A 10,491-nucleotide genomic window follows, 5' to 3' on the forward strand; every position below is an offset into this window, starting at 1 on the left:
CTTACGTGGTGCTGGCACTGCTCGTGGTTCTCCTTACGCCTGGATCGTAACAAACCCAGACATCAGGGACCCCACGAAAGCCAGAGCAGCTCAAACCCGGGGCGGTTCAGTTCGAGCTCCAGGCCTGGCTCGGACACCGTTCGCCGGAAACGACTCAGCATTACGTCAAGATCAGCCCGAACAAGCTGGTCAAGGCATACAGCGACGCCGGGTACTTCGAGCGCAACGTCCGCACCATCGAGGTCTTGGTCGACCGGGACGCGGTCACCTCCGGAGCGGCCGCGTCAGGTGAGCCGTGGCAGTACTACGACCTCGGCCACGGGTACTGCACCTACACCTTCTTCGAGCAGTGCCTGCACCGCATGGCGTGCGCCCGCTGTGACTTCTACACCCCCAAGGCTTCCAGCAAGGGCCAGCTCCTGGAGGCCAAGGACAACCTCCAGCGCATGCTGGCGAGCGTCCCGCTCAGCGACGAGGAACGCGCCGCCGTCGACGACGGCCAGGCCGCGCTCGACCAGCTGCTGGAACGGCTGATCGACGTCCCCACGCCGGCCGGGACGACACCCCGCCAAATCGGCGCTCCGGCAACGGCGACGCTCCTGCCGATCGTCGCCGTAAATCAAGGAGTACCCGCCGAGTGACGGCCCGCCCGCTGATTCGCGCCTGCGTAGGATCCTCGGATGCATTCCACTGAGTACCTTGCCCAGGGCCCACGCGTGGCCATCCGCCATGTCTGTCGCCAGGACTACGAAGAGCTCACAACGTTGGCCGAAGAGAGCGCTGAGATGCTCAATCGGTGGCTGTCAGCTCGCGAAAACACAGTGGAGGCCTTCGAGAGTTACCTCGCTCGACTTGAGCAGCCCGTTCATGAAGGCTTCGTCATCTGCTTGCAGAACACGGGCGCGATTGTGGGCGGCGTCAACATCAATAACATGATCCGGGGCACGATCCAGAGCGGAACCCTGGGGTATACCGCTTACGTTCCGACGACCGGCCGCGGTTATATGACCGAGGGGCTCAGACTCGTCATGCAAGTCGCCTTCGGAGAGCTGGGGCTCCACCGTCTGGAAGCGAACATCCAGCCGGATAACACGCCCTCGTTGAACCTCGTCAAGCGACTGGGGTTCCAGCGAGAGGGCTACTCGCCCGCCTTCCAGTTCATCAATGGCGCATGGAGAGACCACGAACGCTGGGCGATCACCGCCGAGATGGCCCAGACCGAGGCTGATCAACAAGCAGATTGATCCCAGCTGAACAGTCCTCCTGCCGCACGGCAAGTCTCGTCACTCCCCGAGAGCCAGCCTCTCCTCGTGCGGCAGGAGCTTGACAAACCTGATTCCACAGAATGGCGGCGTAGATCGTGCGGCGAATGGCCCCATACTCCTTCAGCGCGGCGGCAAGCGCGTTCTGCCGGGAGGAGGCGGAGAGCTTGCCGACGATCAGAGAGGCGGTGGCGTGCCCGTACTTCAGCGACCCCGCGAGGCGCAGCAGGTCGTCCCAGTGGTCGGCGACCAGATCGAGGTTGGCCTTCTTCGTCAGCAGCGGCCCGGCGGTGGGGAAGCGGTCCTCGTAGTCGGCCTTGGCGCCCGTCCGGTACAGCGTGATCTTGCCCAGGTCGCGGATGCGCGGCGAGAGCTGCTTGCCCACCAGGTCGAACAGAGAGAAGTTGACCAGGGTCACGCCATGCGTGTCCGTGGCGTGCTCGGTGATCGGCAGGTCGGTGGCGTTGCCCAGGATCTCGTGACGTCGGTGGCCGAGGGCGAGGTCATGGCGACGGTGAAGGTGCGGCTGGACGCTGGCCAGGAGCTGACCGCCGCCGTGACCAGGGACGCGGTCAAGGACCTCGGCCTGCACGAGGGCAGCCCCGTCCGGGCCTTGGTGAAGTCCACCGAGGTCGCGCTGGCCACCGCCCCTGTGGAGGGCCTGAGCATCCGCAACCGGCTCCCCGGCACTGTCGCCGCGGTCTCCGTCGGCGGTGCCATGGCCGGTGTGAAGGTCACCGTGGCCGCCGGGGAGCTGACCGCCGTCATCACCGCCGACGCCTGCGCCGACCTGAACCTGACCGAGGGCGCGTCGGTCGTCGCCCTGATCAAGTCGACGGAGGTCTCGCTCGCCACCGCGTGAGCCGCGACCCCGCCGCCGTCCGCGGCGGCCCGGCGAACGCCGGGGCCGGCTGCCGCCCCGGGCGGACCCGCCACCTCCGGGGGTGGCTAGGATCGGGGCATCGCCCGTGCAACCGGAGGTCCCGCCCCATGGCCGGAACGGCTACTCAGCGTCTCTTCTCCTACGGCACACTTCAGTTGGAGCAGGTACAGCTCAGCAGCTTCGGCCGGCTGCTGGACGGGCAGCCCGACGCCCTTCCCGGATTCCGACTGACCATGATCGAGATCACCGAACCGGAAGTGATCGCCGCCAGCGGCACCGACCGGCATCCCCTGGTGCTGCCGTCGGCCGAGCCGGGAGACGCCGTCAACGGCACGGTCTTCGCGATCACCGACGAGGAACTCGCCGCCGCGGACGACTACGAGGTCGACGACTACGCCCGCCACGAGGTGGTGCTCGCCTCCGGCACCAAGGCGTGGGTCTACCTCTCCGCCGCGTACAGCTCCACCGGGAGCTGATACCCGCAGCGACGGCCGCAGTCCCGTCCCCGCCGTCGGCCACGCGACACGGCCGGCACCTTGGAGTCAGTAGACGTCGCGGACATAGCGTTTGTCGTCTGCGAGCCGGCGGACGTACGCGGCGGCCGTCTCCCCGTCCATACCGCCGTGGGTGGCGACGATCTCTCGCAGGGCCCGGTCGACGTCCTTAGCCATCCGGCCGGCGTCGCCGCAGACATAGAAATGGGCGCTGTCCTGGAGCCACCGCCACAGGCGCGCGCCGTGCTCGCGCATCCGGTCCTGGACGTAGATCTTGTTGCGCTGGTCGCGCGAGAAGGCGACGTCGAGGCGGCCCAGGTGGCCGGAGGCCCGGTACGCCTCCAGCTCCTCGCGGTAGTAGAAGTCGGTGGCTTCGCGCTGCTCACCGAAGAACAGCCAGTTCGGGCCGGTGTGGCCGCGGGCCTGCCGGTCCTCCAGGAAGCCGATGAACGGCGCGACGCCGGTCCCCGGACCCACCATGATCATCGGGGTGGCGGGGGTGGCGGGCGGCCGGAAGTACGGGGAGCGCTGGACGAACACCGGTACCGGGCCGTCGTCGGCGCAGTCCGCGAGGTAGGCGGAGCAGACGCCCTTGCGATCGCGGCCGAGGTCGTTGGTGTAGCGGACCACGGACACTGTGAGACGCACCTCGCTCGGGTGTGCCAGCGGGCTGGAGGAGATGGAGTACAGGCGGGGCTGAAGGCGCTTGAGCACACCCGCCCATTCGGCGGCGGAGGCCCGCACGGGGAACGCGCCGATGACGTCCGCGGCCTGCCGGCCCCAGCTCCACTTCGCCAGTTCGCCCTTGTTGTCGGGTCGCAGCAGCCACTTGAGGTCGCGGTCACCGGTGCGTTCGGCTGTGAACCTGAGCAGGTCCGGGGTGATGCGGGCGATGTCGAGGCGGGTCCGCAACGCCTCTCCGAGGGGCAGGTCGTCGCCGCCGGGCAGGGCGACGCTCTCGTCGGGGTCTAGACCGGTGAGCGCCAGCCACTCGGCGACGAGCGCGGACCCGTTGGCGGGCCACACGCCGAGGGCGTCGCCGGCCTCGTAGGCGAGTTCGCCGCCGCGGGTGTCGAAGGCGAACTGCCGGACCTCCTTCTGCGATCCGGGCAGGCTCAGCACCCGGTTGCCGATCAGGAGAGTCGCGAACGGAGCTGTCTTCGAATAGGCGGCGGGTGCAGCGGGCGGGGTCGCGGGGAGTACGGCGGGCGCCGTGGTGGCGGCCGGGACGGTCGCGGTCACCGCCGTGGCGGAGAACGCGGCTGCGGGCGTTGCCCCTGTGTTCGCCGTGGCGGCCGGGGCCGGCGCGGGCTTCCGCTCAGCGGCACTGGCGAGCGCTCCGGTGACCTCGTCGAGCCACTGCGCGGCAAGCTCGTCGTAGTCGGGTTCGCAGTCGGTGCGAGGGTGCAGGCGGGTGGCTCCGAGTTCGGCGAGGCGCTCATCTACGCGGCGGCCATGGCCGCAGAAGTCGTCGTAGGTGGAGTCGCCGAACGCCAGGACGGAGAACCGCACACCCTCCAGCCGGGTCGCGCCTTCGTCGGCCAGCGCCCGCCAGAAGTCGGCGCCGTTGTCAGGGGCGTCGCCGTCACCGAAGGTGCTGGTGACGATCAGCAGGTCGGTGCCGGAGGTGAGCTGCTGGGGGGTGGTGTCGGCCATGGCGATCAGGGTCGGGGCGCGGCCGGCCTCGGCCAGGCGGGCGGCGGCGCCGGCGGCGTACTCCTCGGCGTTGCCGGTCTGCGAGGCCCACAGGACGAGCAGGTTCCGAGCCGGGGCGGCGGCGACGAGACCGGCGGTCGGGTCTGGGGAGAGGAGCGCGACAGTCCCGGGGGTGAGCGCGGCGGGGACGGCGGTCCGGGAGAACATGCCGGCCAGCACGCCGTCGACCCACAGCGCCGTCCCCGGGTCGAAGGGCGCGTTCGCGGGTAGCACCGGGACCCCGACGGGCGGGGCGAGTGCGACTCCGGAGAGGTATCCGGACAGGTAGCGGCGCTCCGGCTCGGCGAGGGCCGGCGGGGTGAGGTCGGCGATGCCGAGCAGTGCGGCGAGGGCAGGGACGGCAGCGGACAGGGCGCCGGTTGCGGCCAGCGCGGGGGCCGCGGCGGCCGCTTGCAGCAGGACGGGCAGGTTCTGCGGCTGCTGCGGCGGGGTGACCGGGGCGGTGGTGGCCGGCACGGGGACGGTCTCCTTGGGTGCGGGCGCGGGCACGACGCGCATCGCCACGGCGCAGGCCTTGAACTCGGGCTGGAAGGAGATCGGATCGATGGCGTCGTTGGTGACGGCGTTGATGCTGAGGTACTCGCCGAAGAGGTCGTTCCAGTGGAAGGGGGCGAAGCAGTTCCCGGGGCGGACGCGGTCGGTGACGACGGCCGGCAGGACGGCGCGGCCGCGGCGGGAGGCGACCTCGATGTGGTCGCCGTCCTGGGCGTCCATCGCGGCGGCGTCGTCGGGGTGGAGTTCGACGAAGGGGCCCGGGTTGAGCTTGTTGAGCTTGGCGACCTTGCCGGTCTTGGTGAGGGTGTGCCACTGGTGCTGGAGGCGGCCGGTGTTGAGGACGAACGGGTAGTCGTCGTCGGGAAGTTCGGCGGCGGGCAGGTGCGGCCGGGGGAAGAACTGGGCGCGACCGTTCGCGGTCGGGAAGACGAGCCGCGGCCGCGTGCCGTCCGCGCGCTCCAGCAGGGTCTGGCTGATGCCGTCGTTGAGGTAGCGGATCGGGTTGCGGTCGCTTCCGTCCGGGGTCGGTGCCGGCCACTGCACCGGGGTCTCGCGCAGGCGCTGGTAGCTGACGCCGCGCAGGTCCCATCCGGTCTTCGGGTTCCAGGCCCGCTTGAGCTCCTCGAAGACGTCCTCGGCGCTCGTGTAGGTGAAGGCGTCGGCGAAGCCCATCTCGCAGGCGACCCGGGCGATGAGCCGCCAGTCGGGCAGCGCCTGGCCGGGCGGGTCGACGACCCCTTGGACGAGGGTGAGGTTGCGCTCCGAGTTGATCAGGATGCCGTCGGACTCCGCCCACAGCGTGGCGGGCAGCACGACGTCCGCGTACGCGTTGGTCTCGGTCTCGGCGAACACGTCCTGGGCGATGACCAGTTCGGCGGCCTCCAGGCCGGCGATGACGGTCTTGCGGTTGGCGACCGAGGCGACAGGGTTGGTGCAGATGATCCAGCACGCCTTGATGTCACCGGCGGCCATCTGCTCGAACATCTCGACCGTGCCGCGGCCGACCTCGGTCCGCAGCGTGCCCGCCTCGACGCCCCACAGGTCCTCGATGAACGCCCGCTCGGCGTCGACGAGGACCGAGCGCTGGCCGGGCAGGCCGGGCCCCATGTAGCCCATCTCGCGGCCACCCATCGCGTTCGGCTGGCCGGTCAACGAGAAGGGGCCCGAGCCGGGGCGGCAAATCGCACCGGTCACCAGGTGCAGGTTGACCAGGGCGTTGGTGTTCCAGGTGCCGTGGGTGGACTGGTTGAGGCCCATCGTCCAGCAGCTCATCCACTCGCCGGCCTCGCCGATCCACTGCGCGGCCTGCCGGATGTCGGTCTCCGGGATACCGGTGATCTGGGCAACCTTCGCCGGCGGGTAGTCCATGAGGAAGCCGGGCATGGCGTCCCAGCCGTCGGTGTGCTCGGCGATGAACTCCGGGTCGGTGTGGCCGTTCTCGACCAGCAGGTACAGCAGGCCGTTGAGCAGCGCGAGGTCGGTGCCCGGCTTGATCTGGAGAAAGAGGTCGGCCTTGTCGGCGGTGGCGTTGCGGCGCGGGTCGACGACGATGAGCTTCGCCCCGGTGGACTTGACCCGGTCCATCATCCGCAGGAAGAGGATCGGGTGGCAGTCCGCCATGTTGGCGCCGATCACGAAGAACGCGTCCGCCCGGTCGAAGTCCTGGTACGAGCCGGGCGGGCCGTCCGCGCCGAGCGACAGCTTGTAGCCGGCGCCGGCGGACGCCATGCACAGGCGGGAGTTGGACTCGATCTGGTTCGTCCCCACGAAGCCCTTGGCGAGCTTGTTGGCGAGGTACTGCGCCTCCAGCGACATCTGCCCGGAGACGTAGAAGGACAGGGCGTCCGGACCGTGCTCGTCCAGGATCGCGCGCAGCCGCCCGGCGACCGCGGTTATCGCCGTGTCGACGTCCGCCGCGGCGGGCTCGGCGCCGCGCTCGGTGCGGATCAGTGCCGTGGAGGCCCGCCCGTCGGCGGCCATCATGTCGGCGCTGGTCGAGCCCTTCGTGCACAGCCGCCCGAAGTTCGTCGGATGCTGCTTGTCGCCCGAGGTCTTCTTCGCGCTGCGCCGCCCGGTGGCGGCGTCCCGGCCGATCTCCAGAACGATCCCGCAGCCGACGCCGCAGTACGAGCAGACCGTCCGCACAGCGTCGGCCTTCGAGCCTGGCGTCGTCACTGAGACTCCTTCCCCCGGGGCCACAGTCCCCACCAGGCGCACACGGGGCGTGGCACGGCGGGCGGTGGGAGGTTCCCACGATCAGCACCCTAGGAAGACCGCATTAACGGGCCGTTACGGCCTGTGGGTACGGGGAGTTAACCCGGCCGCACTGCGTGCTGCGCCCGTCTGTGAGCGCCTGGCTGCGGGTGCGGCGGAGAGGGCGGGACGGCCGTTGATCGCGGTGCCTCCGGGGCGCGCGCCGGCATCGTGAACGGCGCCCCGGCGGACGTCTTCGCGGCCGCCGGCCCGGCCACCATGAAGACCGTCACCGACAAGGGCGACGCGGTCGGCACCCCGACCACCTTCGTCCGCGACCAGCTGGAGATCGCCACCGCACCCGGGAACCCCAAGCACATCGCCTCACTGCAGGATCTCGCCCAGCCCCGCCTAGAGGTCGTCCTGTGCACCAAGGAGGTCCCGTGCGGAGCCGCAGCCCAGAAGGTCTTGGCAGCCGGCAACGTGCAGGTCACTCCCGTCAGCTACGAACAGGACACCCACGCCCCCAACAGCACCGGGGCCAAGGCCTTCGTCGCCCTGGTGCAGTCCCCCGGCAGTCAGAAGGTCCTCACGGACGTCGGCTTCCTCAGCCCCTGACCACCCGCCGACACGGCCACACCCCACCCCGGCACACCCCCGTGCCGGGGCGCGGCGCCACCTGGCAGCGGGGAACCGGGCCGACCCGGTTCCCTTGTCGACCATTGCCGACGCCAAGGTGTTCGACCGCGACGGCTTCACCTTCCGCCCACTGGCCGTGCCCTCCCGTGGGAGCGTGGAACTCGCGATCTGGGCGCTGGAGATCGCCCCGGGAGCGGCCAGCGAGGCGCACTCGATGGATCGCGAGGAGGTCTTCGTGGTCGCCAGCGGCAAGGTCTCAGCCACCATCGCAGGACGGGAGGTCAACGCGGGGAACGGTGACGCGATCATCGTCCCCGCCGGCACGCAGCTGCAGATCCGCAACGCCTGCACCGAACACCCCGCGACACTCACCGCGGTCACCTCGGCCGGAATGACACGGTCGGCGACGCGACGTTCCCCCCGCCGTGGGCCCAGTGAACCGACACGGCCAACGAAACACCCGCTGCTCCGCCATGCCTCGGCGGAGCAGCGGCCCTACCAAGCAGAAGAAGCAACCCCATGGGCACAAGACGCAGAAGAGTGGAGCAGACCACTGAGCAGCCCATCATGACCGCCGCCACCCGCATCGACGTGCACGCCCACTTCCTGCCCGATGCCTACCTCAGGGCCGCCGCGGCCGCCGGACTGACCAGCTTCGACGGCGGCATTCCCATCCCCTCCTGGAGCCCGGAGGCGGCAATGGAGTTCATGGACCGTCAGGGCATCACCGCGCAGGTGCTCTCGGCCCCTTCACCCACCGCCCACCGCCTGGCCAAAGGGAAGCCCTGACACCATCGGCCCCGAAGCCGGCGGCCGGCCCTATGGGCCGCCGCCGGTGAGCGCCGACCGGTCGCGTCAGACGGTTCGGCGATCAGGGCGGCGGTGACCGGCCGGAGACCGACGCGGGCCAAGGTCCGAAGCGCGGTGCCCAGCTTCCGGTGGGGCCGATGAGCCGGCCGGCCTGGTGGCGGGGGCTGGCGAAGGGGGGTAGGGGGCGAGCCGCACGGCTCCGGACACAGTGAAGGCCCGGCGGAAGCCGGGCCTTCACGTTCGTAGCGGGGACAGGATTTGAACCTGCGACCTCTGGGTTATGAGCCCAGCGAGCTACCGAGCTGCTCCACCCCGCGTCGGTGGCCTTTACTCTACGGCATCCGGTAGAGCGCTCCCTACCGTGTTTCTCGGTGGTGCGTTCGTCAGATGGTCCGGGGCAAGGCGCTGGCCGGGGACCGGGGGTCAGCGGTCTCGGTGGTCGTTGGGAGCCAGCCGGGGCCGAAACGGGGTGCTCGGCTGCCGGTCAGGGCGATGAGTTTGCAGACGCGGTGGCGGTGGCTGGTATAGGGGGCGAGCAGTTCGAGCATTTACCTCGGCGACGCCGGGCAGCGGCACGGCGACGGACCGGTCCGCATGCGGGTGTGCGCGGTGCCGGTCCATGACGGCCGGGTGTGCCTGGTCCGTCGTCAGCGCCCCGCTGGGCCGCAGTACTCGCTGCCCGGCGGCCTGATCGAGGACTGCGAGGAACCGCCGGTGGGGCTGCGCCGGGAGCTGCGCGAGGAGTTCGGCCTCGACATCGCCGCTGTGCCCGACCAGTGATGGGGCTCCGTGATTTTCCCCGGGCGTGCTCGCGTTCCCCACTTGGCTTCGCACTCGGCCGAGGGCCGGGGCCGCCCGCTCGTGACACGGACCGAGCCGGCGCAGGCTCGGGCTCCCAAGCCGGAGCCACAGGGCGTCGCGGCCGCCTACTCGCTGAGAGGCCCGAACGCACACATCGGCCGATCCCAGGTGGAAGCCGGCCCCCCAGCCCGCCGGGGCATCCTCGCCGATGGCCACTGACTTGTCGATTATCGATATGCCCCTCTAGTCTGGGCATATCGATAATCGATGGGAAGGCATGCGGTGAACACCCGACTCACGAGGATCCTGGCCTCGGTGACTTTTGCACTGGCGGCGCTCTGCGGGCTCACCTTCATCGGCAAGGGGGGCACGCATATGCTCGACAACGGGGCGGTCTGCGTACAGACAGACTTCTGGCGCAATGCCACACTGGCGCCGGAGAGCCTGCCGATGGGCAAGGGCTTGAATGCGTCCAGCAGTGCCATGCGCCTCTGCCAGGACAACCCCTCCGTGGGTCAGCGCGCCGCCGACCTCGGGGGCGAACTGCCCTGGCTGCTGTTCGGTTCCCTCGCGCTGCTGCTCTTCTCCCGGCTGCTAAAGGCCGTCCTGCTGCAGGGACCGTTCACCGACGCGGTGTCGCAACGGCTTTCCGTTCTCGGCTGGTTCGTCGCCGCTGGTACGCCGCTGGCCGGCCTCGTCGTCGGCTGGTCGCAGTCCTGGCTCGTCGGGAGCATGGCACCGGTCGCGGGTTCTGGGTCGACGGTCGCCGGGCCTCAGGTGCTCGTCCTCGCTGGCCTCGCCGCAGTGATCATGGGGAAGATCATGCGCGACGGCGTGCGAATGCGAGAGGACCTCGAAGGGACCATCTGATGCCCGAAGAGGAACTCCACGCGATCCGGATCCACCTCGACCAGCTCCTCGCCGAGCGCGGCATGACACTCACCGAACTGTCCGCGCAGGTGGGCATCACCGTCGTCAACCTGTCCGTACTCAAGAACGGGCGGGCCAAGGCCATCCGCTTCTCGACCCTGTCGAGGATCTGCGATGTCCTCCAGTGTCAGCCAGGAGACCTGATCACCCACGACCCCGCCGAGTCGGCCTAGCTAGTAGGGCTTGGTCAGGTCTGTTTTCGTGTGGGTATGTCTCGATGACAGGTGGGGCAGGCACCGGCCCAGGTCGCCAGAAGGATCTGGAGCTC

General features: G+C 69.9%; 11 protein-coding genes, 1 tRNA gene and 1 pseudogene. 10 read left to right on the forward strand and 3 right to left on the reverse strand.

The features are described 5' to 3' along the window. Positions 1–245: 245 nt before the first annotated feature. Positions 246–641: a hypothetical protein gene (locus ABZW30_RS45090; protein WP_355677149.1), complete on the forward strand. Its 396-nt coding sequence runs from the start codon at positions 246–248 to the stop codon at positions 639–641. 39 nt (positions 642–680) lie between these two features. Beyond that, positions 681–1,244 carry a GNAT family N-acetyltransferase gene (locus ABZW30_RS45095; protein ID WP_355677150.1) on the forward strand — a complete coding sequence of 188 codons (564 nt, stop codon included), beginning with the start codon at positions 681–683 and terminating at the stop codon, positions 1,242–1,244. On the opposite strand, the gene ABZW30_RS45100 is transcribed toward ABZW30_RS45095, so the two are convergent. After that, positions 1,198–1,680, reverse strand: a complete 483-nt coding sequence (locus ABZW30_RS45100) for a Tn3 family transposase (RefSeq protein WP_355677151.1) — start codon at positions 1,678–1,680, stop codon at positions 1,198–1,200. The two genes, ABZW30_RS45095 and ABZW30_RS45100, sit on opposite strands and share 47 nt — an antisense overlap. A 3-nt stretch (positions 1,681–1,683) precedes the next feature. Between ABZW30_RS45100 and ABZW30_RS45105 the strand changes: the two genes are divergently transcribed. Further along, positions 1,684–2,124, forward strand: a complete 441-nt coding sequence (locus ABZW30_RS45105) for a TOBE domain-containing protein (RefSeq protein ID WP_355677152.1) — start codon at positions 1,684–1,686, stop codon at positions 2,122–2,124. A 128-nt stretch (positions 2,125–2,252) separates the two neighbouring features. Continuing rightward, on the forward strand, positions 2,253–2,621 hold the full coding sequence (locus ABZW30_RS45110; RefSeq protein ID WP_355677153.1) for a gamma-glutamylcyclotransferase family protein: 369 nt from the start codon (positions 2,253–2,255) through the stop codon (positions 2,619–2,621). Positions 2,622–2,687: 66 nt separating this feature from the next. Here the strand turns inward: ABZW30_RS45110 and ABZW30_RS45115 are convergent, their stop codons facing one another. After that, positions 2,688–7,025 (reverse strand): bifunctional nitrate reductase/sulfite reductase flavoprotein subunit alpha, encoded by a 4,338-nt coding sequence (locus tag ABZW30_RS45115; RefSeq protein WP_355677154.1) that lies wholly within the window; start codon positions 7,023–7,025, stop codon positions 2,688–2,690. 234 nt (positions 7,026–7,259) lie between these two features. On the opposite strand from ABZW30_RS45115, the pseudogene ABZW30_RS45120 reads away from it, so the two are divergent. From ABZW30_RS45120 to ABZW30_RS45130, 3 genes and pseudogenes are all read left to right on the forward strand, one after another. Next, positions 7,260–7,661: pseudogene (locus ABZW30_RS45120) on the forward strand (substrate-binding domain-containing protein); the annotation flags it as partial. 94 nt (positions 7,662–7,755) lie between these two features. After that, positions 7,756–8,253, forward strand: a complete 498-nt coding sequence (locus ABZW30_RS45125) for a cupin domain-containing protein (protein WP_355677155.1) — start codon at positions 7,756–7,758, stop codon at positions 8,251–8,253. Further along, positions 8,250–8,471 carry a hypothetical protein gene (locus tag ABZW30_RS45130; RefSeq protein ID WP_355677156.1) on the forward strand — a complete coding sequence of 74 codons (222 nt, stop codon included), beginning with the start codon at positions 8,250–8,252 and terminating at the stop codon, positions 8,469–8,471. Before ABZW30_RS45125 ends, ABZW30_RS45130 begins: the two co-directional genes overlap by 4 nt. A gap of 264 nt (positions 8,472–8,735) precedes the next feature. Here ABZW30_RS45130 and ABZW30_RS45135 read toward each other — a convergent pair. After that, a tRNA-Met gene (locus tag ABZW30_RS45135) sits at positions 8,736–8,809 on the reverse strand. A gap of 277 nt (positions 8,810–9,086) precedes the next feature. Here ABZW30_RS45135 and ABZW30_RS45140 point away from each other — a divergent pair. From ABZW30_RS45140 to ABZW30_RS45150, 3 genes are all read left to right on the forward strand, one after another. Next, on the forward strand, positions 9,087–9,272 hold the full coding sequence (locus ABZW30_RS45140) for an NUDIX domain-containing protein (RefSeq protein ID WP_355677157.1): 186 nt from the start codon (positions 9,087–9,089) through the stop codon (positions 9,270–9,272). A gap of 303 nt (positions 9,273–9,575) precedes the next feature. Next, positions 9,576–10,163 carry a DUF2975 domain-containing protein gene (locus ABZW30_RS45145; RefSeq protein WP_355677158.1) on the forward strand — a complete coding sequence of 196 codons (588 nt, stop codon included), beginning with the start codon at positions 9,576–9,578 and terminating at the stop codon, positions 10,161–10,163. Next, complete coding sequence (locus ABZW30_RS45150) at positions 10,163–10,396, forward strand: helix-turn-helix transcriptional regulator (RefSeq protein WP_355677159.1); 234 nt, start codon at positions 10,163–10,165, stop codon at positions 10,394–10,396. Before ABZW30_RS45145 ends, ABZW30_RS45150 begins: the two co-directional genes overlap by 1 nt. Positions 10,397–10,491: the final 95 nt, after the last annotated feature.

The sequence above is a fragment of the Kitasatospora sp. NPDC004669 genome, from assembly GCF_040609455.1.
Classification (GTDB): domain Bacteria; phylum Actinomycetota; class Actinomycetes; order Streptomycetales; family Streptomycetaceae; genus Kitasatospora.

Excerpts from the sequence above, each read along its gene's own strand:
- ABZW30_RS45095 (WP_355677150.1), top strand. The coding sequence starts at position 681 with ATGCATTCCACTGAGTACCTTGCCCAGGGCCCACGCGTGGCCATCCGC.
- ABZW30_RS45105 (WP_355677152.1), top strand. The coding sequence starts at position 1,684 with ATGCGTGTCCGTGGCGTGCTCGGTGATCGGCAGGTCGGTGGCGTTGCC.
- ABZW30_RS45110 (WP_355677153.1), top strand. The coding sequence starts at position 2,253 with ATGGCCGGAACGGCTACTCAGCGTCTCTTCTCCTACGGCACACTTCAG.
- ABZW30_RS45130 (WP_355677156.1), top strand. The coding sequence starts at position 8,250 with ATGACCGCCGCCACCCGCATCGACGTGCACGCCCACTTCCTGCCCGAT.
- ABZW30_RS45140 (WP_355677157.1), top strand. The coding sequence starts at position 9,087 with ATGCGGGTGTGCGCGGTGCCGGTCCATGACGGCCGGGTGTGCCTGGTC.
- ABZW30_RS45150 (WP_355677159.1), top strand. The coding sequence starts at position 10,163 with ATGCCCGAAGAGGAACTCCACGCGATCCGGATCCACCTCGACCAGCTC.